This window comes from Polaribacter filamentus (assembly GCF_002943715.1).
Taxonomy (GTDB): domain Bacteria; phylum Bacteroidota; class Bacteroidia; order Flavobacteriales; family Flavobacteriaceae; genus Polaribacter; species Polaribacter filamentus.
This window is the reverse complement of sequence record NZ_MQUA01000014.1, coordinates 169,787-190,647: the sequence shown is the minus strand read 5'-3', so window position 1 is coordinate 190,647 and position 20,861 is coordinate 169,787. Positions and strand designations below refer to the sequence as shown.

The following is a 20,861-nucleotide window of genomic DNA, read 5'->3' as shown; positions in this document are numbered from 1 at the left end:
AATAGAAATGGCAAAGCCTCATTATTTCTATAGCAATGAGGATTTAACCTATTAGAAAATTTTTAGGAAATAGCTTGTTTTACCAAAGCAAAACTTTTATCAGAAAAAGAAATAGTTAAAGCCGCATTGTGTCCTTTTTTAGACATTTTTACCCATGTTTTTTTTAGAATATCGATTACTTTTTCGTCTGTATGCTTTTCTGCAAACTCCTCAAAATAATCAGCTAAAAAAACCAAGCAAATCGTGTCTTCTAAAGTTTGAGATTCTTCGTTTTTTTTGAGAAATTTTTTTAGCATTATATTTTCAACCCGATTGATAAATTGAGTATCGAAACCAACTTTTTGTAAAATTTCTGATGTAATACTCGCATGCATTTTTTTCAAAGTTTCACGCCATTTTAAATACCCAACTCTATCCATTGCATATTCGTTTCTGGCAATTTTCCAGCGACAAATATGCTGCGCTCTTGCCCCTATTTGAAGTGCTTCAGACGCGTTCGGCTCAAATTGCAAAAGCTTTTTGGTCATTCTTTGCGAATACAATAATTCTTTAGATTGTTTTACGCCATCAATTATAATCGTGTTTATATCTTCTGAATTTTCCTTATCAATAAATAGCATTGCCATTTCAAAACGTGTAAGTTCCATTATTTCATTTTTATCTAACACAAATGTAAACGTTTCAAAATTGTAATATTTACTAGTTTTTAATATCTTTGACAACTTTTAAATTAAGATTTTATATGGACGATTTTATGCTGTATTTTAAAATGGGTTTAAATCATGTGTTAGATTTTTCTGCCATTGACCATATTTTATTTCTAATCGTTTTGACGGTTGTTTTTTCTTTTAAACAATGGAAAAAAGTTTTGTGGTTAGTAACCTTATTTACACTAGGTCATTCACTATCTTTGGCTTTAGCCGCTTTTGAAATTGTACAAATCAGCGTAGATTTAATTGAGTTTTTAATTCCGTTAACCATTTTTATTACAGCTGTAATTAATCTTTTTACCGCGAAAAAAACATCCAAAGGAAAAGAAAATATCAACTTAGTTTTTGCCTTATTTTTTGGATTAATTCATGGTTTAGGCTTTTCCAATTACTTTAAAATGATGATTGGCCAAGAAGAAGATAAAGTTTTACCATTGCTAGAATTCGCATTAGGAATTGAAGCTGCACAAGTAATTATAGTGCTATCAATTTTAAGTCTTGGTTTCTTCTTTCAAAATGTATTTAACGTAAATAGAAGAGATTGGATTTTAGTTTTTTCATCCATAGTTATTGGTTTCTCTATACAAATGATGATCGATAGCGTTTTTTGGTAATATTTTTGTCTATTAATTAACATCCTAATTCTACAAATCTTTATACTTTCGTTTCATGACAGAAAAAAAGCAATTAAAATACGATAAAGCTTATTTAAAAATGGCTTTAGAATGGGGTAAATTATCGCATTGTAAACGCAAACAAGTTGGCGCTTTAATTGTAAAAGATAGAATGATTATTTCTGATGGTTTCAACGGAACACCAACTGGTTTTGATAATTGTTGTGAAGACGAAGAAGGAGTAACAAAATGGGAGGTTTTACATGCAGAAGCTAACGCAATTTTAAAAGTTGCTTCTTCTACACAATCTGCTAAAAACGCCACTTTATACATTACATTATCACCCTGTACACAGTGCAGTAAATTAATACATCAAGCAGGTATAAAGCGTGTTGTATATGCAAAAGCTTACAGAGATGATGCTGGTTTAGATTTTTTAGAAAAAGCTGGTGTAGAAATTAAACATTTACCTTATGAATAAAAATAGTTTGCCCATATATTTTTCAATTGCTGTTGTTATTGGTATTTTAATTGGCGTTTTTTTTGGCGGAAATTCGAACGAATTATTCTCGTTTTCTAAAACACCATCCAAAGAGTTAAAAATTAAAAAACTGATTAATTTTATTGAACAAGATTATGTAGATAAAGTTGATACCGACAGCTTGTTAGATGGCGCAATCACAACAATGTTGGGAGAATTAGATCCACATTCAGTGTACATTCCTAAAGAAGATTTACAAGCAGTTACAGAAAGTATGCAAGGTAATTTCGTGGGAATCGGCGTTCAATTTAGAATGATCAAAGACTCAATTACGGTTGTTCAAACTATAAAAGGTGGCCCAAGTGTTATAGCGGGTATTAAAGCGGGAGACCGCATTTTAATGGCTAATAAAGACACTTTGTTTGGTAAAAAAATTAAAAGTGATAATATTCCTAAATACTTAAAAGGAAAACCAGAAACCAAAGTAACTCTTCAAATTTATAGAAAAAGCAACAATTCTTTATTTAAGATTGATGTTACTCGCGGAAAAGTAAACATAAAAAGTGTCGATTTAGCGTATATGATGACCGATTCTATTGGCTATATAAAACTAGATCGTTTTGCGAGAAATACATATATAGAATTCAAATCTGCAATGACTACGCTAATAAATAAAGGCATGAAATCTTTGGTGTTAGATTTACGCGGAAATGGTGGTGGCTTCATAGATATTGCAAATAGAATTATTGATGAGTTTTTAGAAGACAACAAACTCATGGTTTTTACAAAAAACAACAAAGAAGAAATTGAAGAGTTTTTTGCTACGGAAATAGGCTCTTTTGAAAAAGGTGGTTTGTATGTTTTAATTGATGAAAACTCTGCATCCGCCTCAGAAATTGTGGCAGGAGCCTTGCAAGACAATGATAAAGGAACCATTATTGGAAGACGTTCTTTTGGTAAAGGTCTAGTGCAAATAGAAATGGATTTAGGCGATGGTTCGGCAGTTCGTTTAACAACGGCGAGATATTACACTCCTACTGGGCGCTCTATTCAAAAACCATATACAAATGGCAAAAAAAGAAACTATTACAAAGATTATCAAAAAAGAATAGCAAGCGGAGAATTGTTAAGCAGAGACAGCATTAAAGTAGTAGATTCTTTACAATACAAAACTCCAAAAGGAAAAATAGTATACGGCGGAGGTGGCATTATTCCTGATATTTTTGTTGCTATAGACACAACTTCTTACCTCTCAAATTTCTATTTTAATTCAATAAATAATTTTGCTTTTGAGTACGTAGATAACAACCGTAAAAAATTATCAAAATGGACTGTAAATAGCTTTATTACCGATTTTGATAAAGATAACACTGTTTTAAATAGCTATTTAACGAACATAAAAAAATGGGCAAAGCTATCTTCTGAATCACAAGAAGGTATTAAAAAATACTTAAAAGCATCTATTGCAAGTGCTCTTTTTGGTGATATTGGCTTTTATAGAATTATACATGAAGACGATAAAATGTTACAAAAGGTTTTAGAGTTGGAAAGTAAAAAGGAATAGCTTTTCTTTGCACCAATGATTACAATAACTACATCAGAAAATAAAAAAGTATATTTTGCTTCAGATCAACATCTTGGAGCACCAACTGCGGCAGCAAGTTTCCCCAGAGAAAAAAAGTTTGTTGCTTGGTTAGACGGAATTAAAAAAGACGCAGAAGCTATTTTTTTATTGGGTGATTTGTTTGATTTTTGGTTCGAATATGAAACAGTTGTTCCTAAAGGATTTGTGCGTGTTTTAGGAAAATTAGCAGAAATTAAAGATTCCGGAATTCCTATTTATTTCTTTGTTGGGAACCATGATTTATGGATGCATGATTATTTTGAAAAAGAACTAAACATTACTGTATATCACGAACCACAGGAGTTTCTCATCAACAATAAAAAGTTTTTAATTGGTCATGGTGATGGTTTAGGTCCTGGAGATAAAGGCTATAAACGCATGAAAAAGGTGTTTACATTTCCTTTATTTAAATGGTTGTTTAGATGGCTTCACCCGGATTTGGGCGTAAAATTAGGGCAGTATATGTCTGTTAAAAACAAACTTATTTCTGGGGATGAAGATGCTAAATTTTTAGGCGAAGAAAACGAGTGGCTCATTTTATATTGTAAACAAAAACTCACAGAAAAACACTATGATTATTTTGTGTTTGGTCACAGACACTTACCTTTAGAAATTAAATTACAACAGAATTCTACGTATATAAATTTAGGCGATTGGATTCAGTATTTTACGTATGGCGAGTATGTAGAAAATAAATTTAACGTAGTTTCTTTTAAAGAGTAAAAGCAAACTCTTTTAGCTTTTCTACCCCATAAAATACATTTGGACAATTCTTTTTTACAAACGATTTATCAAAATTTAATTGGCTGTTTTTTTTAAGCGTTTTTTTTTCATTAAAATCTACAAATGCCAATCGAAACCAAAACTCATCCTTATTAAAATAAAAATCGGAAGCTGGTAATAATGCCGCGCTATAAGTGTCTAATAAATAATCTGCTAATTGCTTACTTGTTAAAAAGCCTAATTTTTTAAGTTGCTTTTTATGTTTTTCAAAACCAATCATCATATAAAACCCCCTTGTGCTTTTGTGCAACTAACCTGTGCCAGTTCTAATTCGGTTTTCACAAAGGCAGCAATATTTTTTAAAATTTCAGACTGCTGTTCAACATACAATTGCAATTTTATATCCATTTTAAAAGCCTTTATTGCCGCATATTGTATTGGTGATGAAACACTACTAAAAGTTTCACTAAACAATGCTTTAAAACTTGTTTCTAAATAGTTAAATTCTTTTGGTAAAGACATAAATCCTAATCTATAACCACCAGCAGAAAACACTTTACTTAGCCCGCCAAAAACAATCGTTTTTTCAGGGTAATATGTACAAATACTAGGGCTGTAATTTGCGTTGAAATTTAGTTGAGAATAAATTTCATCAGACAAAACAATAACGCCATATTTTTTACAAATAGCAGCAATTTCTGTTAATTCTTGTGCTGTATAAACAGCTCCTGTTGGGTTATTGGGTGAATTTAAAATCAAAGTTTTTTGTTTTGAGGTGTCCATTTTACAAAAAGCATCTAAATCTGTAGCTTTTAATTTAAAATCATTTTCAAAATCTGTAGAAAGTATTTTAAAACGGCTTCCTTTTGCTTGTATTTGTGGGCCGTAACTTACCCAACTTCCTTTCGGAATCAGAAAAACACCTTCTAATAAAAGTATCGTTTGCTACAGAAGTTCTTTACTCCCTGGACCAATATAAACAGCTCTATTTGTGTCCGTAATGCCTTGATGTTCTTTTAAAAAAACGCCTATTTGATTTATTAATTCGGGCAACCCTAAAGTTGGAAGATAGGTGTTTACAGTAGCGTATTTTCGAAGTTTTTTAACAATAGATTTGTGAACAGAAAAAGGCGATTGCCCAAAACCTAAATGAAAAATAGTTTTACCTTTATTTTTTAATTCTTTTACTTTTTGATTAATCTCTAAAGTAGCAGAAGGTTTTAAGGCTAAGATATTTTTATTGATAGCAATCATAATCAATTTTTTTTAGAAAAAAGCTCTCAAAAGTAAAGTACTTTTGAGAGCTTTTCAAAAAATTATTTTTAAAATAAAAAGGAGTAGTTATTATTTTAAGTTTAAACTTACTCTTGCAAATAAGAAACGACCACCAATACCAAATTGTTGAGATCTTCTAGACCAATCAAAACGACCATCACTTCTGTTCGCTTGAATAGCTCTATCTGGATATACATCTAATAAGTTATTAGCCCCAATAGTCATCGTTAAGCTTTCGCTAGCCTTGTAACCAAAAGATAAATCTGTAACTATTTTAGAAGCAAAATCTTGTTGATTTGCTACTGAATTTGTTGCTTCAGAAACTACACCAAAATAAACGTTTCTTAAAAAGATATTAAATTTACCCGTAGTAAAGTTATTGGTTAAATTTATTTTTGTTCTAGGCACAGCTTCTTCTAAGAAAATTCTGCTATCTTCAGAAAAATAAGTGCTCTCTAAACCCGCATTTCTTAGTACTTCAGAAGAATTTATGGCACCAACTTGTTCTGTTTTAGATAAGGTTGCCGCTAAGTCTGTTGTAAGTCTAGAGCCAGAACCTATATCTGCTTTGTGGGTAATTACTAAATCTATCCCTCTAGAACGTGTATCTATTGCATTAGCAAAGAAAGACGCTGCAGATGCATTTGCTTGAGACAACAAGTTGTCTAATTCAGTGCCTGTTCCTGGACCTTTAAATTGACCTGTATAAACTACTCTATCATCTATATTTATTAAAAATCCATCTAAAGATAAAGTAATGTTAGACTCAGGTAATTTAGCCGTAAAACCAGTACTAAAACTTCTAGATTTTTCTTCTTTTAATTGAGGAATCCCTAGTAATTTTGCAGCTCTACTATCATTAGAAAAAGTACCAACTTCTACAGGGATACCATCTTGAAAAATAGTTGACGTAGAGTTAAAGTTTAATTGTTGTAGAGATGGTGCTCTAAAACCAGTGTTAAAAGAACCTCTTAATCTAAAATTTTCTGAAGCTTTATAAATACCTGCTAGTTTAAAGTTTAAGGTAGAACCAAAATCTGAATAGTTTTCAAAACGTGTTGCAAATGTTGCAGAAAATGCATCAGATAATGTTGCATCTAAATCTATATAACCTGCTACACTACTTCTACCTCTCGACAACTCGTTTGCAGGGCTAAAGCCAGGAAACACTTGAGAACCACCTGGTCTTCCGCTTCCAAAGAAGTCTACAGATGGTGATTGAGTTGGCAATTTAATTACTTCACCAGCTGCGGTATATTGTGCATAAGAACTCTCTTCACCAGAAATAATTTCATAGTTTTCTAATCTATATTCAGATCCAAAGGCAACGTTTAATCCTTGAAAAGTATCTTCATAAAATTTATTGATATCTAAATTGATAGTATTTTGCATAAAAGAAAATCCACCTGCATCAAAAGTAGCTGGTGATGCATTTTGTTGTGATGCATTAAACGTATTACCAATAGTATATAAGAAAGAGTTTTTACCGTAAGTATTAGAAAAATCTATATTCCAAGCATCACCTACAATACCTTTAATCCCCATAGAAACAGATTTGTCTGTAATGGTAGAGTTAATTTCTGGTAAAAAACCATTCATATAAGCAGGAGTATAAGTTCTGCTTTGGTTTGGAAGTCTGTAAAAACCAGCAGAATTACCAGTTCTAGAGCTTAAACCAGCAAAAGAGTACAATTCTGTACCATTATCATCTAAAGGTAATTTAAGATTTACAAAAAATCGACCACCACGCACTTGAGATTGTCCTACTCTCATATTAAAATCTGCTCTATCTAAACCTCTAGCTGTTAATTCTGCAGAAGTATTATCACCAGATAAAATAGTTCGTAAATCAGCTTTTGTGCTAGCACCATTTAAATTGATACCTGCTGAATTTGCATACTGTATAACGTCGTTAACATCATTATCTAATAATTTAGACAAATCATAACCATCATTATTTGCAAATCTTTCTACGGTGTTGTACAAATTAAAAATACTTCCTTCCCATTCTTTCATTCTGTTATAGTCTTCTCTATAATCAAAATCTCCGGTAAAGTTAATTAACCCTCCATTTTTACCTAAAGGCAAACCATAATTAGCGCTAATATTAATAGTTTCACCATCTACACCCCCAGTTTGTCCGTTAGAGTTTTTACTAAAATGACCACCAGTAGTAACATTAAATAACAACTCGTTTACAGTTTCATTTAATACAATGTTAATTACCCCAGCAATGGCATCAGAACCATATTGTGCAGCAGCACCATCTCTTAAAACTTCAATTCTTTTAATAGAAGCTGCAGGGATTGAGTTTAAATCCGTTCCCACAGAACCTCTACCAAAAGTACCGTTTACGTTTACCAAAGAAGAGGTGTGTCTTCTTTTTCCGTTAATTAACACCAATACTTGATCTGGCCCTAAACCTCTTAAAGCTGCAGGATCTACGTGGTCTGTACCATCAGAAATGGTTTGTGTATTAGAGGTAAATGAAGGAGCCACAAAATTTAAAATCTGATTTAAATTTACTTGTGGAGACGTTGCTATTAATTCCTTAATATCTACAATATCAATTGGCACAGGAGAGTCTATCGCTGTTCTATTTGGATTTCTAGACCCAATAACAACAACCTCATCTAGTGCGTTGTCCTCACTTACAACGATTGTTACATAAGTAGTGTTTGTAACCGTTATTTCTTTGGTCATAAAACCCATAGAAGAAATCACTAACTTTGTTGGTAAACTTTTTACCGTTATGGTAAATTCACCGTTATCATCGGTAACCGTTCCGTTTGTAGTTCCCTTTTGAACTACATTCATGTATGGTAAAGTACCACCTGAAGCGTCTGTTACTTTTCCTTTAATAGTTTGAGCTGCCATTGTTAATGACAGCAAAAACAAAAAAGAAAACATTAAATTTTTTAAAATGTTATTTAGTTTCATAAATAAATTATTTAGTTAATAAATCTGAAATGTGTTTAATTGGGTCTTACTTAAGTAAAAAGAGAGAACCGATTTATTATATAAGACAGAAAAACAAAAAAAATACCCTAAAAATTTGCATTTTTTTTAAAGAAAACAACAAAAAAGAATTAAGTGTTTAATAATTGTAGTTTTAAATTCCATTTTATATAGTAAAACTAGCCATTTTCTCCCATTTGTGTAGCATCCCATAAACCAATACTATCAGTAAAATTATTTTGTTTAGTTAGGTAAATATTTAAAAAGTTATTCGCTCCTAATTGTAAATTAATTATAACCCGTTGTGCATTTAAACAATATTGACTTTTAAATTGTTTATATTCCTGTTAAAGACAAATTTGTTAATGTATTGAATGATAGTTAATGCTGTTAATTTTGAGAGAATTCTTGTCTTAAAACCTTCAAAAGTTTTCGCATAATTATTCCGTATTTTAAACTGGTCACAAAGTTGAGAAAACAAGGTCTCAATTCGTTTTCTTTTCTTCCTAAAAATATACGTTTGTTTTTTGTAATTCTGTTGATTTTTACGCATTGGAACTTCTAATTTAATTTGTTTACTCTCAAATAAATCTAACTGATAGTCCGCACTTAGGTATCCTTTGTCCCCTAAAACCACACAGTTATTAAACTGATTTTTAATGTCTTTTAAATAATGAATATCATGTACAGAAGCTTTGCTAATATCAAAACTTTTAAACACGCCATCAATAGAACAAACAGCATGTATTTTATAGCCATAATAATACATGTTTTGACTAGCACAATAACCTCTATTTGGGGCTGAATAAAAGTACTCCTTACAAACTTTACTTCTCCCGCTTCTTGAGAGTTTTACAATCTCCAAAGGCATACTATCTACTACATAATAGTTTTCAAACTCCGTGAACTTATTGGAGAGTTGAGTTCTTATAAATTCAATGGCAAAAAATAATTTTCGCTTCCGTTTATTGTAAACTGATCGCTCTATTTTAGCAAACAAATATTCTGGAATATCCCGAAACAACTGACATTCACTGTCTATACCCATATATTCTGCTGTTAAATTCATAGCGATTAATTCAATGTCTTTTAGTTTTGGTTTCCTGTTTTGACGTAAAAATTGTTCCTTTTCTGTAATTGTGGCTAAGACTTCTAAAATTTTATCGTAATTTGCTCTAAAGTTATTCATTGTATTTAATCGATTGATTGTCAATTAAATATACGCCTTTTAATAGTCAAATGAATAACTTTTTTTAACTATTTATAATGCACAACGGGTTTATCTAATAAATAACCACTCTTAAAACTCTTAATACCCGAGATTTTATTTTCTAATGAGTTATAACAAACCTCAACAAAAAACATATTAATAGCATAAAGATTAAACTTTTCATCTTTAGTAATATGATTATCTATTTAAACCTTTTAACAGAAGGCAATTTCTTCAAATTATCTATAAATGGCTAGATATCTAAAAAATTTGTTTTCTGAACTTAAATAAGTAAATTTAATTTTTAATGTCTAGGCCAAAAAAATAAAAAAACTCAAACTATTTATAATTAAAAAAAGAATGAAAAATCAGTCCTTTTTGGATCAATTTATAAATCCCCCAACTTATAAATACTATTTTAAATAAATAATATTTTTGCCAAAAAGCAACTCACGTAGCGTTTAGTAGCCCTTTAATAATGACGAATGGCGTGAATGTGTTGTTAAGCAAGAGGTCAGACTTGCAAGAAGAATTTTAGAGTGAGTGCGGGCACTGTAACAGCTCATTTAAAGAAAAAAGAACTATTAAAAGTTTATATTCCTAATATGCTGGAAGGTTATAGCCTTGATAAATGTATTAAATTAACAGGTATCAGCAAGCTAACTTCTTTTGATTGTAGACATAAAATACTTGCTGCTTTAGGTAAGGTCCAAAAAGAACAAATGCTATCAGGAATTTGTGAGAATGATGCTGTTTTTATTGAATTTTTAGAAAAAGGAAACCAAAGCCCAAAACGATTGCCAAAAAAGAGAGGTAAAAGTGCTTTTATAAAAAAGAAAAAAGGCATCAATCAAGATAAAGCAGCAATTCTTATAAGTTGTGATAGAAAGGGAAATAAACATTTACAAGTTGCCACAAGAGGTAGCATATCGGGGGAAATATAAATGATATTTTGAAGGATAAATTAGTCCCAAAGACAGTTTTATGTGCAGATGAGTATAGAAGTCTTGAAGCTTTTGCTAAAGAGAATCAACTTGAGCATCAAACAATAAAAGTATCAGCCAAAGGGTATGTAAAAAAAGGAATTTATCGTGTTCAACATGTCAATCAAACCGCACAATATTTAAAAAAATGGCTAGAGAAATTCAATGGAGTCTCATCAAAATATTCACAAAATTATTTAAATTGGTATGCATTAAAAGCAATCATAGATGGAAATAAAAGTCCAATAAAAAAACAGTCGCGCTGATAGTTACTTCTTTTTCAGCTTTGTCTGAATTTAAAGACATTATCAATTTAACATATATAAATTAGACTAAAGCCAAAATAATTAAAACAAGATAAAACCTCTTGTAAAGTTTCTTATCTAAACAAAAACGAAATAAAAAAGAACTGTAATTTAATTTATTGGATAAATCATTTATAAACCTCTTTCAAAGGTAGAAGTCTATCGTTAAAATAGCTTTACCTAAATAGTTATCTGCCTATCAATCTGTTGATCTAATGAAATAAAAGTTTCTGTTCTAGATACGCCTTTAATGTTTTGGATATCCTTGTTTAAAAGTTGCATTAGATCTTCGTTATTCTTACACAAAACCTTAATAAAAATGGCGTAATTACCCGTTGTATAGTGACTTTCTATAATTTCGGGAATTTCTTTTAATCGCTTTATTGCTGACGAATAAAGGCTTGAGGAATCTAAAAAAACACCAATAAAGGCGGTCGTGGAGTATCCTAAAATTTTTGGATTGATCACCATTTTATAGCCGTCTATTAACTTCGATTTTTCTAATTTCCTTAACCGTTGATGAATGGCAGCTCCAGAAACACCTACTTCTCGAGCAATACTAAGTATAGGCGTTCTTGCATCGTTTACAAGACTTTTAATGATTATTTTATCAATTCCGTCAATTTTCATAGATATCCAATTTTAGCTTAAAGATAAAAAATAGAGAATACAAATATGTATTCTCTATTTTGAATATATATTTGATAAAATATTTTAGGGTTTCATCACAAAATCTTCCATAAACTTTGTAGTGTAATTACCCGCTACATAATCTGGATGATTCATTAATTGTCTATGGAAAGGTATGGTCGTTTTAATGCCTTCAATTACAAATTCATCCAAAGCTCTTTTCATTTTATTAATTGCTTCTTCTCTTGTTTGAGCAGTAACAATTAATTTAGCAATCATAGAATCGTAATTTGGCGGTATTGTGTAACCAGCATACACATGCGTATCCATTCTTACTCCATGACCTCCAGGAGTATGTAAAGTTAATATTTTTCCAGGAGATGGTCTAAAGTTATTATACGGGTCTTCTGCATTAATTCTACATTCTATAGCATGTAATTGTGGATAATAATTTCTACCTGAAATTGGCACCCCTGCAGCTACAAGAATTTGTTCGCGAATTAAATCGTAATTCACGACTTCTTCTGTTATTGGATGCTCTACTTGTATACGAGTATTCATCTCCATAAAGTAGAAATTTCTATGTTTATCAACTAAAAACTCTATAGTTCCTGCGCCTTCATAATTGATAAATTCAGCCGCTTTTACAGCTGCATTTCCCATTTGTTCTCTTAACTCATCAGTCATAAACGGTGAAGGTGTTTCTTCTGTTAGCTTTTGATGACGTCTTTGTACAGAACAATCTCTTTCTGATAAATGACACGCTTTTCCGTAAGAATCTCCAACAATTTGAATTTCAATATGTCTTGGCTCTTCAATAAGCTTCTCCATGTACATATCGTTATTACCAAAAGCAGCTTTACTTTCATGTCTAGCAGAATCCCAAGCGTCTTTTAAATTTTCTGCTTTATAAACAGCACGCATTCCTTTACCGCCACCACCAGCAGAAGCTTTTAGCATTACAGGGTATCCTGTAAGTTTTGCTAATTTTTCACATTCTGCAAAATCAGCAATTATACCTTCAGATCCTGGTACACAAGGCACACCAGCAGCTTTCATGGTCGCTTTAGCATTTGCTTTGTCTCCCATTTGATCAATCATCTTCCCTGTAGCACCGATAAACTTAATATTATGTTCTTCACATAAGTTAGAAAATTTAGCGTTTTCAGATAAAAAACCATATCCAGGATGAATTGCGTCTGCATTCGTAATTTCTGCAGCAGATATAATATTAGACATCTTTAAATAAGATTCAGCACTTGAAGGTGGACCAATACAAACAGCTTCATCAGCAAATCTAACGTGTAAACTTTCTGCATCTGCAGTAGAATATACTGCCACAGTTTTTATACCCATTTCTTTGCAGGTTCTAATTACACGAAGTGCAATTTCCCCTCTATTGGCAATTAATATTTTTTTAAACATCTTTTAAAGTTTAGATTTAGTTAGATAATTGGATTGTTTGATTATTTAGCGTCTAAAACGTCTAAATATCTAGAAATCTAAAATTAAGATGGATCTACTAAAAATAATGGTTGATCGTATTCTACAGGAGAAGAATCATCCACTAAAACTTTAACGATTTTACCTGAAACTTCAGATTCAATTTCGTTAAATAATTTCATTGCTTCGATAACACAAACGATATCACCAGCGCTTATTTCTGTACCAACCTCTACAAAATTAGATTTGTCTGGAGATGGTTTTCTGTAAAAAGTACCAATTATTGGCGATTTAACAATTAGGTATTTGGAATCATCATCAGCTTTAATAACCGTTACTGTTTCTGCAGCGGACTGCGCAGTTGCCGCATCAGCTACTTGAGGTACGCTTGCCATTGGCGCAGCTTGCACTATTGTAGTTTCTGTACCCGTTTTAATGGTAATCTTAATATCTTCCATTTCTAACTTTACCTCGCTAGCGCCAGATTTAGCTACAAATTTTATAAGATTTTGAATTTCTTTAATATCCATGCTTCTTATTGTTTAGTTGTTTTTTTTACGAATTATATGCCCATTTTAAATAAATTGCTCCCCAAGTGAAGCCTCCACCAAATGCTGCGAAAATTAAATTATCTCCTTTTTTTAATTGATTTTCATAATCTGCTAATAAAAGAGGTAAAGTTGCTGATGTCGTATTACCATATTTATGAATATTCATCATCACTTTTTCTGGTGCAACACCAACTCTATTAGCTGTAGCTTCAATTATTCTTTTATTTGCTTGATGCGGAACTAACCACTGAATATCTTTTTCTGTAAGATTATTTCTCGTTAACATTTTTTCTGATACATCTGCCATGTTAGAAACTGCGTATTTAAAAACCGTTTTACCTTCTTGATATACAAAATGTTTTTTATCCTTTACCGTTTGTTCTGTAGCAGGCATAATAGAGCCACCAGCTTCTATTCTTAGAAAATCTCTTCCAATTCCGTCGCTTCTTAAATACTCATCTTGCAAACCTAAACCCTCGTTATTTGGTTCAAATAAAGAAGCTCCTGCTCCATCACCAAATATAATACAAGTTGCCCTGTCTGCATAATCTATAATCGATGACATTTTATCTGCACCAATTAAAAGTATTTTTTTATATCTACCAGATTCTATATAACTAGCTGCAGTAGACATCCCGTATAAAAAACTAGAACATGCAGCTTGTAAATCGTACGCAAAAGCATTTGTTGCTCCAATCTCTGAAGCTACATAAGCAGCGGTTGATGCTACTGGTAAATCTGGTGTTGCGGTACCCACAATTACCAAATCGATGTCTTCAGGTTTTGTATTCGATTTTTTCAATAAATCTTCTGCAGCTTTTATTGCCATGTAAGAAGTACCAAGTCCTTCGCCTTTTAAAATCCTTCTTTCTTTAATTCCTGTTCTTGATGTAATCCATTCATCATTAGTCTCTACATATTTCTCTAATTCTTTATTAGTTAGGATATAATCAGGAACATATTTTCCCACGGCTGTAATTGCTGCAGTGATTTTAGTCATAAGTAAGGTTTAGTTTCTAAAGTTTAGAACGGTCAAAAGTAGTGAAAAATATTTCACTTTTTTGGTTAAAAATCATCAAAAGAGATGGTTTTTACCTGAAACACGTAAAAAAACCCTCAAAATTGAGGGTTTCGGTGTATTTTAAAAAAGATGTTTTTAAACTTCTGCTGTTGCAGATTCTAAAACAACCTGACCTCTGTAATATAATTTTCCTTCGTGCCAGTGAGCTCTATGATATAAATGAGCCTCTCCAGTTGTTGGGTCTGTTGCAATTTGTTGATCAGCTGCTTTATAATGTGTTCTCCTTTTATCTCTTCTTGTTTTAGATATTTTTCTTTTAGGATGCGCCATTTTATGTGTTTTTTTCTGTTATTAAATTCTTTAATTTATCCCACCTTGGGTCTGTATTATCTACAGTTTTCACTTCTTTTATTTGTAATTCTTTTAATTTCTTTAGTGCTTCAGATTCCATTGTTCCATCCAAAACCTTTGGATGAACTCTTTTATTAGGAACTGCTAAAACAATCATTTCGTAAATAAATTGAGACACATCTAACTCATATGCTTCATGAGGTAAAATTAAAATATCCTCATTGTCATCATTATATTCTGGACCAAAATTTACTACTATTGGTAACTTTGCATCTATTTCTTGATGATATAACTCATTTGATATATCACAGGGAACCTCAACAGTACCTTCTGCGGTAAAACCAAGCTCAAATAATGTGCTCTTTTTTACGAATGTTAGCAAAACTTTTATTGATGAACTATTAAAATCATCAAAATTAAAAGTTTCAAAGAACTTATTATCAATTGTGTAATTGAATAGGTGTTTCCCTTCTTTTAACCCTACAAACGGTATCGTGAATTCTTTCAAACCTTTCATTATCAAACATCAATTGAGCGGGCAAAGATACAAAAAAATGTATTTCTGCAATATTTTATATCAAAAAAAGAAGAATGTTTATTTTTATTTTATAATCAACGGATTATGAGTGAGTTCTAAATACTCTTTTCTTGTTTTAAAAATTTTAATTCCGGTAAACAATGCCTCAATAAATGACGACGGATTTGCTTTATTTTTACCTGCAATTTCATAACCTGTTCCGTGATCTGGCGAGGTTCTAACTGCATTTAAGCCTGCAGTAAAATTAACCCCTTTACCAAAAGACAACGCTTTAAAAGGTGCTAAACCTTGGTCGTGATAGGTTGCCAAAACCCCATCAAATTGTTTGTATGTTTCCGATCCAAAAAAGCCATCTGCGGCATAAGGGCCATAAACTAACTTGCCTGTTTCTTTAATTTCGTCTATTGTTGGCTTAATAATTTCGTCGTCTTCTGCACCAATTACGCCTTTATCGCCACAATGCGGATTCAAAGATAGAACAGCAATTCTTGGCTTATTAATTCCGAAGTCTTGAAGTAATGATGCATGCATCGTTTCTACTTTGCTCTTAATTAATGCTGGCGTAATAGACTCTGCTACTTTAGCAATTGGAATATGACCTGTTATTAAGCCAATTCGCAATTCATCTGTCATTAAAATCATTAAACTTTTACCTTCTAAATTCGCCTCTAAATACTCTGTATGACCAGGAAAATTAAATGTTTCTGATTGTATATTTTCTTTATTGATGGGCGCCGTTAACAATACATCAATTGTCTTATCTTTTAAATGTGCTACCGCTGATGCTAATGATTTTGCAGCATAATCTCCAGAAATTTTAGTTGCGGTACCTAATTCAATTTCAACTTCTTCTTTCCAAATGTTTAAAATATTAATTTTAGAATGATTAATTTGATTTATTGCGGTAATTCCGTGAACTGCAGTTTCGATTTCTAAAGCTTTTTTATGATAGGAAATCACTTTTGTAGATCCAAAAAGTACCGGAGTACAAAAATCCAACATTCTTTTGTCTTCAAATGTTTTCAAAATTACTTCAATGCCAATTCCATTTAAATCTCCAATTGAAATTCCAACGATTATTTTATCAGATTTATCCATATAACTCTTGTAATATTGCTATTTTTGATGTCTACAAAAGTAACGAAATTTTAGAGATATGTTTACAGGAATTATAGAAACACTTGGCACAGTAACAAACGTTGTAAAAGAACAAGAAAATGCACATTTAACCATAAAAAGTAGCATCACACATGAACTTAAAGTAGATCAAAGTGTGGCGCATAATGGCGTTTGTTTAACGGTTGTTAACATTAACAAGGATGAATATACCGTAACTGCCATTAAAGAAACGTTGGATAAAACCAATACTGGTAAATTAAAAATAGCCGATATCGTAAACTTAGAACGCGCTATGAAATTGGGCGATCGATTGGACGGCCATATGGTTCAAGGGCATGTGGATGAAACCGGAACTTGCACAAACATGAAAGATGAAAATGGAAGTACTGTTTGTACTTTTAAATACACATCTAGCAAAAACAACATCACCATAGAGAAAGGTTCTATTACTATAAATGGCATCAGTTTAACGGTTGTGAATTCTAAAAGAGACGAATTTAGTGTTGCAATTATACCGTATACCTGGGAACATACCACGTTTAAAACCTTACAAGTTAACGATGTTGTAAATTTAGAATTCGATGTAATTGGCAAATATGTAGCAAGATTAACTAACTTGTAATTTCAATTTTAAAAACGAAAGGAGTTTTAATGGCAACGAAACCTAGAATTAAATACTGTGAAATATGTAAAAAAGATTTCTCAATTATGTATAGAATTCAGTATGAGTTTACCAAAAAATGGATTTTTGCCTGCAAAGAATGCGTATTAAATTTAAAAAAAGAAAACCCAAATTATGTTTTTGGTGGCACTTGGAAAAAATAAATCCACCTAAACTTTCTCTTCTTTATTGTGCAAAAAACGCGTTAACTTCATAGAAAGATCTAGCAAAATAATTTTTGCATTTCCATTTCTTTCTATATGATACATGGCGTCATTTAGCTCTTTTTCTATGTCTAGAATATTTCCAGAATGCACAAAAGGTGCAAATTTAGAAAGATCAAAGCTAGACTTTGTTTCCATAAAAACCAACTGATCAGACTTATAATTCATTAATAATGCTTGTCTAAAAAATTGTAAACAATACTCTAGAAACCGTTTCTGAGTTTCACGTCCTGTTTTTGCAATCGTATCAGACCAAGAAATTAATTGTTGCACAACGGCTGCGTTTCCCTTGGCTCTAAAAGCAGTTCTAATCCAAGCAATAAACCATTCTTCAAAAACCAAATCAGCAGCATCATTTTGCATTAAATGCAACGCTTTGTTAAAGTTTCCTTCTGCTTGATGTGCAATATTTATAGCTTCTTTGTCTTCTACTTGATGATTTACAACCAACGTATTTGCAATATCTTGTTCACTTAATGCAGGAAAATGTAAGGCTTGGCAACGTGATCTTATTGTATTTATAATCTGTTCTTCATTTTCTGTAATCAGCAAAAAAACAGTTTTATTCGGCGGTTCTTCAATCAGTTTTAATAATTTATTGGCAGCAGCAATGTTCATTTTTTCTGCCATCCAAATAATCATTACTTTAAATCCGCCTTCGTAACTTTTTAATTGTAATTTTTTTACAACAGCTTCCGCTTCATCAACCCCTATTAATCCTTGCTTGTTTTCTACTCCAATTTGTTGCAACCAATTAAATAAACTTCCGTAGGGTTGGTCGGCAACAAAATGACGCCAATCTTCTAAAAATAAATCACTTACAGGATGTTTTTTCACAGCATCACTCGTAGTTACAGGAAATGCAAAATGCAAGTCTGGATGTTGTAATTTATTACACTTTATATTACAAGAATCAACAGCATCAGAAAAATTACATAATAAAAACTGCGCATAAGCAATCGCCATTGGCAATGTCCCAGAACCTTCTTTACCCACAAATAATTGTGCATGCGGAACTCTGCCATTTTCAGCAGATTGTTGCAAATGTTTTTTAATATGTTCTTGACCTATAATTTGGTTGAAAAGCATTTACAAATATAAAAATTTGTTCCGCACTAATTCTAGAATTCAAGGCAAATTTTAAACAATTTAAATTACGCAAACGTTATCTTAAATTTTGAGTTATCAATTTTAATAACCGTAAATAAAAAAGTATTTTTGTTGAAAATACCAACAATAATGAAAACACTGAAAGATTTTAATTTCGAAAATAAAAAAGCAATTATACGTGTAGATTTTAATGTGCCTTTAAATGACAAATTTGAAGTTACAGATGCTACTAGAATTGAAGCTGCAAAATCAACTATTATTCAGATTTTAAAAGACGGCGGAAGTTGCGTTTTAATGTCGCATTTAGGGCGTCCAAAAGGAAAACAAGAGGAATTTTCTTTGCGCCATATTGTTGATGAAATCACAACTATTATTGGAGTAAAAGTAAAATTTGTTGATGATTGTATTGGCGCAAAGGCAGAAGAAGCTGTTGCTAATTTAGAAAATGGAGAGGTTTTATTATTAGAAAATCTTCGTTTTTATGCAGAAGAAGAAAAAGGTGATGTTGCTTTTGCAAAACAACTTTCTAAATTAGGAGATATTTATGTAAATGATGCTTTTGGAACTGCTCACAGAGCGCATGCATCAACTACCATTATTGCACAATTTTTTGAAGGAAATAAATGTTTTGGGAACTTATTAGCAAGAGAAATTGAAAGTATCGATAAAGTTTTAAACAACTCTGAAAAACCAGTTCTAGCAATTTTAGGAGGTGCAAAAGTATCTTCAAAAATTACGGTAATTGAAAATATTTTAGACAAAGTTGATCATTTAATTATTGGTGGCGGAATGAGTTTTACTTTCGTGAAAGCACAAGGAGGAAAAATTGGAAACTCAATTTGCGAAGATGATAAAATGGAATTAGCCCTTGAAATTTTAAAACAAGCAAAAGCTAAAAATGTGCAAGTTCACATTCCTGTTGATGTGGTTGCTGCAGATGATTTTAGCAACGATGCTAATACACAAATTTGTGATATTGATAAAATTCCTGATGGATGGGAAGGCGTTGATGCTGGACCAAAATCTAGAGTAATTTTTGACGATGTTGTAAATAAATGTAAAACTATTTTATGGAACGGACCTTTAGGAGTTTTTGAAATGGAATCGTTTGCTGCAGGTACTATTGCACTTGGGCATTCTATTGACAAAGCAACCAAAAACGGAGCCTTTTCTTTAGTTGGTGGTGGAGATTCTGTTGCCGCTGTTAAACAATTTGGCTTTGCAGAAAAAGTAAGCTATGTTTCTACTGGTGGTGGCGCAATGTTAGAAATGTTAGAAGGACAAACGTTACCAGGCATTGAAGCAATTTTAAAATAAATAAGTATAAAAGTTTATTGAGTTAGTCATTTAATTTCCATATATTATATCCTTTAAAACAGGAGATATGGAACAATTTGAAGGTCAAGATATACTAAACTTTATAAAAGAATTACCAAATGATGCTGCTTGTAAAGCGTATTTAGCCAAAATAAAATGGCAAGATGGATTTACTTGTATGAAATGTGGTCATACCAAAGGCTGTGAAAAAGTAGATTATAGATACCATTGTTATAACTGTCAACACTTAGAAAGCGCCACTGCAAACACCTTATTTCATAAAGTTAAATTTGGATTGCAAAAAGCCTTTTGTGTGGTTTTTGAAATGAGTACAAGTAGTAAAAGTATTTCAAGTATTCAAATGGGAAAACGTTTTAGCATTCGCCAAGGAACAGCGTGGTATTTCATGCAAAAAGTGCGTAAAGCAATGAAAAGCAGTCAAAAATATCCTTTAGAGAAATTAATCCATGTTGATGAATTTACTGTTGGAGGGAAAGAAGAAGGCAAACAAGGAAGAAGTTATGATACGAAAAAGAAAAAGGCTGTTATCGCAGTAGAATTAACAGATGGCAATAAAGTTAAAAGAGTTTATATCAGATCCATCAAAGACTATTCTGCAAAATCATTAACCCCGATATTTGAAGAGCATATAAGCACATCTGCTAAAATAGTAACTGATAAATGGAGAGGTTACCAACCTTTAAAAGAGATGTATGACATTGACCAAATATATAGTAATAATGGTGCTAATTTCAAACAATTACACATTGTGATTATGCAAGTTAAGTCATGGTTGAGAGCAATACCAACTCATGTAAGTAAATGGCATATTCAAGCATACTTTAATGAGTTTTGTTTTAGAATTAATCGCTCTCAATTTAAAACCAGCATATTTCATAAAACGATTAATAGAATGGTAGAAAGTAAACCAATATATCAAAATCAAATAAAACAGATGCTAAGCGTATAACTCAAAAAGTTTAATTGTTAAAGCGTGTAATTGTTAAAATTAC

At 31.6% G+C, this 20,861-nt stretch carries 24 protein-coding genes; 10 read left to right on the top strand and 14 right to left on the bottom strand.

Features of this window, described 5'->3' with window-relative positions; translation table 11 throughout:
- Positions 1 to 62 precede the first annotated feature (62 nt).
- Positions 63 to 647 carry a DUF4202 domain-containing protein gene (locus BST83_RS17575; RefSeq protein ID WP_104811062.1) on the bottom strand — a complete coding sequence of 195 codons (585 nt, stop codon included), beginning with the start codon at positions 645 to 647 and terminating at the stop codon, positions 63 to 65.
- Positions 648 to 742: 95 nt separating this feature from the next.
- Between BST83_RS17575 and BST83_RS17570 the strand changes: the two genes are divergently transcribed.
- The 4 genes from BST83_RS17570 to BST83_RS17555 are packed head-to-tail and all read left to right on the top strand — an operon-like array spanning position 743 to position 4,152.
- Positions 743 to 1,324 (top strand): HupE/UreJ family protein, encoded by a 582-nt coding sequence (locus BST83_RS17570; protein WP_104811061.1) that lies wholly within the window; start codon positions 743 to 745, stop codon positions 1,322 to 1,324.
- 55 nt (positions 1,325 to 1,379) lie between these two features.
- On the top strand, positions 1,380 to 1,805 hold the full coding sequence (locus tag BST83_RS17565) for a deoxycytidylate deaminase (protein ID WP_104811060.1): 426 nt from the start codon (positions 1,380 to 1,382) through the stop codon (positions 1,803 to 1,805).
- Positions 1,798 to 3,369, top strand: coding sequence for a S41 family peptidase (locus BST83_RS17560; protein ID WP_104811059.1), 1,572 nt, complete (start codon positions 1,798 to 1,800; stop codon positions 3,367 to 3,369). The genes BST83_RS17565 and BST83_RS17560 overlap by 8 nt, the downstream gene beginning before the upstream one ends.
- A gap of 15 nt (positions 3,370 to 3,384) precedes the next feature.
- Complete coding sequence (locus BST83_RS17555; protein WP_170062818.1) at positions 3,385 to 4,152, top strand: UDP-2,3-diacylglucosamine diphosphatase; 768 nt, start codon at positions 3,385 to 3,387, stop codon at positions 4,150 to 4,152.
- Here BST83_RS17555 and BST83_RS17550 read toward each other — a convergent pair.
- From BST83_RS17550 to BST83_RS17530, 5 genes are all read right to left on the bottom strand, one after another.
- Complete coding sequence (locus BST83_RS17550) at positions 4,142 to 4,435, bottom strand: hypothetical protein (protein ID WP_146092202.1); 294 nt, start codon at positions 4,433 to 4,435, stop codon at positions 4,142 to 4,144. The two genes, BST83_RS17555 and BST83_RS17550, sit on opposite strands and share 11 nt — an antisense overlap.
- On the bottom strand, positions 4,432 to 5,028 hold the full coding sequence (locus BST83_RS17545) for a pyridoxal phosphate-dependent aminotransferase (RefSeq protein ID WP_240614892.1): 597 nt from the start codon (positions 5,026 to 5,028) through the stop codon (positions 4,432 to 4,434). The genes BST83_RS17550 and BST83_RS17545 overlap by 4 nt, the downstream gene beginning before the upstream one ends.
- Positions 5,029 to 5,097: 69 nt before the next feature.
- The gene (locus BST83_RS17540; RefSeq protein WP_104811056.1) at positions 5,098 to 5,406 is read right to left on the bottom strand and encodes a PLP-dependent aminotransferase family protein; all 309 of its coding nucleotides are present in this window, start codon (positions 5,404 to 5,406) and stop codon (positions 5,098 to 5,100) included.
- Positions 5,407 to 5,496: 90 nt separating this feature from the next.
- A complete protein-coding gene (locus BST83_RS17535; RefSeq protein ID WP_104811055.1) occupies positions 5,497 to 8,367 on the bottom strand; it encodes a TonB-dependent receptor in 2,871 nt (956 codons plus the stop codon).
- 328 nt (positions 8,368 to 8,695) lie between these two features.
- Positions 8,696 to 9,574 carry an IS982 family transposase gene (locus BST83_RS17530; protein ID WP_104811054.1) on the bottom strand — a complete coding sequence of 293 codons (879 nt, stop codon included), beginning with the start codon at positions 9,572 to 9,574 and terminating at the stop codon, positions 8,696 to 8,698.
- Positions 9,575 to 10,134: 560 nt separating this feature from the next.
- On the opposite strand from BST83_RS17530, the gene BST83_RS17525 reads away from it, so the two are divergent.
- Both BST83_RS17525 and BST83_RS17520 read left to right on the top strand, forming a co-directional pair.
- Positions 10,135 to 10,539, top strand: a complete 405-nt coding sequence (locus BST83_RS17525) for a hypothetical protein (RefSeq protein WP_104811053.1) — start codon at positions 10,135 to 10,137, stop codon at positions 10,537 to 10,539.
- 8 nt (positions 10,540 to 10,547) lie between these two features.
- On the top strand, positions 10,548 to 10,844 hold the full coding sequence (locus BST83_RS17520; RefSeq protein ID WP_170062817.1) for a transposase: 297 nt from the start codon (positions 10,548 to 10,550) through the stop codon (positions 10,842 to 10,844).
- 219 nt (positions 10,845 to 11,063) lie between these two features.
- On the opposite strand, the gene BST83_RS17515 is transcribed toward BST83_RS17520, so the two are convergent.
- From BST83_RS17515 to pdxA, 7 genes are all read right to left on the bottom strand, one after another.
- Positions 11,064 to 11,513: an Lrp/AsnC ligand binding domain-containing protein gene (locus BST83_RS17515; RefSeq protein ID WP_104811051.1), complete on the bottom strand. Its 450-nt coding sequence runs from the start codon at positions 11,511 to 11,513 to the stop codon at positions 11,064 to 11,066.
- Between the two features lie 84 nt (positions 11,514 to 11,597).
- Positions 11,598 to 12,938 (bottom strand): acetyl-CoA carboxylase biotin carboxylase subunit, encoded by a 1,341-nt coding sequence (gene accC, locus BST83_RS17510; RefSeq protein WP_104811050.1) that lies wholly within the window; start codon positions 12,936 to 12,938, stop codon positions 11,598 to 11,600.
- Positions 12,939 to 13,021: 83 nt separating this feature from the next.
- Entirely contained in the window at positions 13,022 to 13,486 is a 465-nt protein-coding gene (gene accB / locus BST83_RS17505) for an acetyl-CoA carboxylase biotin carboxyl carrier protein (protein WP_104811049.1), read from the bottom strand.
- A 25-nt stretch (positions 13,487 to 13,511) separates the two neighbouring features.
- Positions 13,512 to 14,507 carry a beta-ketoacyl-ACP synthase III gene (locus tag BST83_RS17500; protein ID WP_104811048.1) on the bottom strand — a complete coding sequence of 332 codons (996 nt, stop codon included), beginning with the start codon at positions 14,505 to 14,507 and terminating at the stop codon, positions 13,512 to 13,514.
- Between the two features lie 156 nt (positions 14,508 to 14,663).
- Entirely contained in the window at positions 14,664 to 14,858 is a 195-nt protein-coding gene (rpmF, locus tag BST83_RS17495) for a 50S ribosomal protein L32 (protein WP_104811047.1), read from the bottom strand.
- A 1-nt stretch (position 14,859) separates the two neighbouring features.
- Positions 14,860 to 15,396 carry a YceD family protein gene (locus tag BST83_RS17490; protein WP_104811046.1) on the bottom strand — a complete coding sequence of 179 codons (537 nt, stop codon included), beginning with the start codon at positions 15,394 to 15,396 and terminating at the stop codon, positions 14,860 to 14,862.
- An 84-nt stretch (positions 15,397 to 15,480) separates the two neighbouring features.
- Positions 15,481 to 16,515: a 4-hydroxythreonine-4-phosphate dehydrogenase PdxA gene (gene pdxA / locus BST83_RS17485; RefSeq protein ID WP_104811045.1), complete on the bottom strand. Its 1,035-nt coding sequence runs from the start codon at positions 16,513 to 16,515 to the stop codon at positions 15,481 to 15,483.
- Positions 16,516 to 16,573: 58 nt separating this feature from the next.
- Here pdxA and BST83_RS17480 point away from each other — a divergent pair, with 58 nt between their 5' ends.
- The gene (locus BST83_RS17480) at positions 16,574 to 17,158 is read left to right on the top strand and encodes a riboflavin synthase (RefSeq protein ID WP_104811044.1); all 585 of its coding nucleotides are present in this window, start codon (positions 16,574 to 16,576) and stop codon (positions 17,156 to 17,158) included.
- Positions 17,159 to 17,187: 29 nt separating this feature from the next.
- Positions 17,188 to 17,361 carry a DUF8622 domain-containing protein gene (locus BST83_RS21765; RefSeq protein WP_496559623.1) on the top strand — a complete coding sequence of 58 codons (174 nt, stop codon included), beginning with the start codon at positions 17,188 to 17,190 and terminating at the stop codon, positions 17,359 to 17,361.
- Positions 17,362 to 17,367: 6 nt separating this feature from the next.
- On the opposite strand, the gene BST83_RS17475 is transcribed toward BST83_RS21765, so the two are convergent.
- Complete coding sequence (locus tag BST83_RS17475; RefSeq protein WP_104811043.1) at positions 17,368 to 18,510, bottom strand: DNA polymerase III subunit; 1,143 nt, start codon at positions 18,508 to 18,510, stop codon at positions 17,368 to 17,370.
- Positions 18,511 to 18,660: 150 nt separating this feature from the next.
- Here BST83_RS17475 and BST83_RS17470 point away from each other — a divergent pair, with 150 nt between their 5' ends.
- Together BST83_RS17470 and BST83_RS17465 are read left to right on the top strand one after the other, a co-directional pair.
- Positions 18,661 to 19,848: a phosphoglycerate kinase gene (locus BST83_RS17470; protein ID WP_104811042.1), complete on the top strand. Its 1,188-nt coding sequence runs from the start codon at positions 18,661 to 18,663 to the stop codon at positions 19,846 to 19,848.
- 67 nt (positions 19,849 to 19,915) lie between these two features.
- Positions 19,916 to 20,818, top strand: coding sequence for an IS1595 family transposase (locus tag BST83_RS17465; protein ID WP_104811041.1), 903 nt, complete (start codon positions 19,916 to 19,918; stop codon positions 20,816 to 20,818).
- Positions 20,819 to 20,861: the final 43 nt, after the last annotated feature.

Coding starts and splice junctions, on each gene's coding strand:
- BST83_RS17500 (WP_104811048.1), bottom strand. CDS start 14,507: ATGACTAAAATCACTGCAGCAATTACAGCCGTGGGAAAATATGTTCCT.
- BST83_RS17515 (WP_104811051.1), bottom strand. CDS start 11,513: ATGAAAATTGACGGAATTGATAAAATAATCATTAAAAGTCTTGTAAAC.
- rpmF (WP_104811047.1), bottom strand. CDS start 14,858: ATGGCGCATCCTAAAAGAAAAATATCTAAAACAAGAAGAGATAAAAGG.
- BST83_RS17575 (WP_104811062.1), bottom strand. CDS start 647: ATGGAACTTACACGTTTTGAAATGGCAATGCTATTTATTGATAAGGAA.
- pdxA (WP_104811045.1), bottom strand. CDS start 16,515: ATGGATAAATCTGATAAAATAATCGTTGGAATTTCAATTGGAGATTTA.
- BST83_RS17530 (WP_104811054.1), bottom strand. CDS start 9,574: ATGAATAACTTTAGAGCAAATTACGATAAAATTTTAGAAGTCTTAGCC.
- BST83_RS17465 (WP_104811041.1), top strand. CDS start 19,916: ATGGAACAATTTGAAGGTCAAGATATACTAAACTTTATAAAAGAATTA.
- BST83_RS17560 (WP_104811059.1), top strand. CDS start 1,798: ATGAATAAAAATAGTTTGCCCATATATTTTTCAATTGCTGTTGTTATT.
- accB (WP_104811049.1), bottom strand. CDS start 13,486: ATGGATATTAAAGAAATTCAAAATCTTATAAAATTTGTAGCTAAATCT.
- BST83_RS17550 (WP_146092202.1), bottom strand. CDS start 4,435: ATGATGATTGGTTTTGAAAAACATAAAAAGCAACTTAAAAAATTAGGC.
- BST83_RS17535 (WP_104811055.1), bottom strand. CDS start 8,367: ATGAAACTAAATAACATTTTAAAAAATTTAATGTTTTCTTTTTTGTTT.
- accC (WP_104811050.1), bottom strand. CDS start 12,938: ATGTTTAAAAAAATATTAATTGCCAATAGAGGGGAAATTGCACTTCGT.
- BST83_RS17475 (WP_104811043.1), bottom strand. CDS start 18,510: ATGCTTTTCAACCAAATTATAGGTCAAGAACATATTAAAAAACATTTG.
- BST83_RS17570 (WP_104811061.1), top strand. CDS start 743: ATGGACGATTTTATGCTGTATTTTAAAATGGGTTTAAATCATGTGTTA.
- BST83_RS17490 (WP_104811046.1), bottom strand. CDS start 15,396: ATGAAAGGTTTGAAAGAATTCACGATACCGTTTGTAGGGTTAAAAGAA.
- BST83_RS17470 (WP_104811042.1), top strand. CDS start 18,661: ATGAAAACACTGAAAGATTTTAATTTCGAAAATAAAAAAGCAATTATA.
- BST83_RS17480 (WP_104811044.1), top strand. CDS start 16,574: ATGTTTACAGGAATTATAGAAACACTTGGCACAGTAACAAACGTTGTA.
- BST83_RS21765 (WP_496559623.1), top strand. CDS start 17,188: ATGGCAACGAAACCTAGAATTAAATACTGTGAAATATGTAAAAAAGAT.
- BST83_RS17540 (WP_104811056.1), bottom strand. CDS start 5,406: ATGATTGCTATCAATAAAAATATCTTAGCCTTAAAACCTTCTGCTACT.
- BST83_RS17555 (WP_170062818.1), top strand. CDS start 3,385: ATGATTACAATAACTACATCAGAAAATAAAAAAGTATATTTTGCTTCA.
- BST83_RS17565 (WP_104811060.1), top strand. CDS start 1,380: ATGACAGAAAAAAAGCAATTAAAATACGATAAAGCTTATTTAAAAATG.